Source organism: Pseudomonas sp. PS01297, assembly GCF_029959305.1.
Taxonomy (GTDB): Bacteria; Pseudomonadota; Gammaproteobacteria; order Pseudomonadales; family Pseudomonadaceae; genus Aquipseudomonas; species Aquipseudomonas helleri.
Map to the genome: position 1 here is coordinate 1 of NZ_JASCPQ010000234.1, position 255 is coordinate 255.

Here is a 255-nt window from a genome sequence, read left to right on the forward strand (position 1 = left end):
GGGTTCTTTTCGCCTTTCCCTCACGGTACTAGTTCACTATCGGTCAGTCAGTAGTATTTAGCCTTGGAGGATGGTCCCCCCATATTCAGACAAAGTTTCTCGTGCTCCGTCCTACTCGATTTCACTGCAAAGATGTTTTCGCGTACAGGGCTATCACCCACTATGGCCGCACTTTCCAGAGCGTTCCGCTAACATCAATACAGCTTAAGGGCTGGTCCCCGTTCGCTCGCCACTACTAAGGGAATCTCGGTTGAT

1 rRNA gene is annotated in these 255 nt (G+C 50.6%); it reads right to left on the minus strand.

The features are described 5' to 3' along the window. Positions 1-255: ribosomal RNA gene (locus tag QMX84_RS26435) — 23S ribosomal RNA — on the minus strand; the annotation flags it as partial.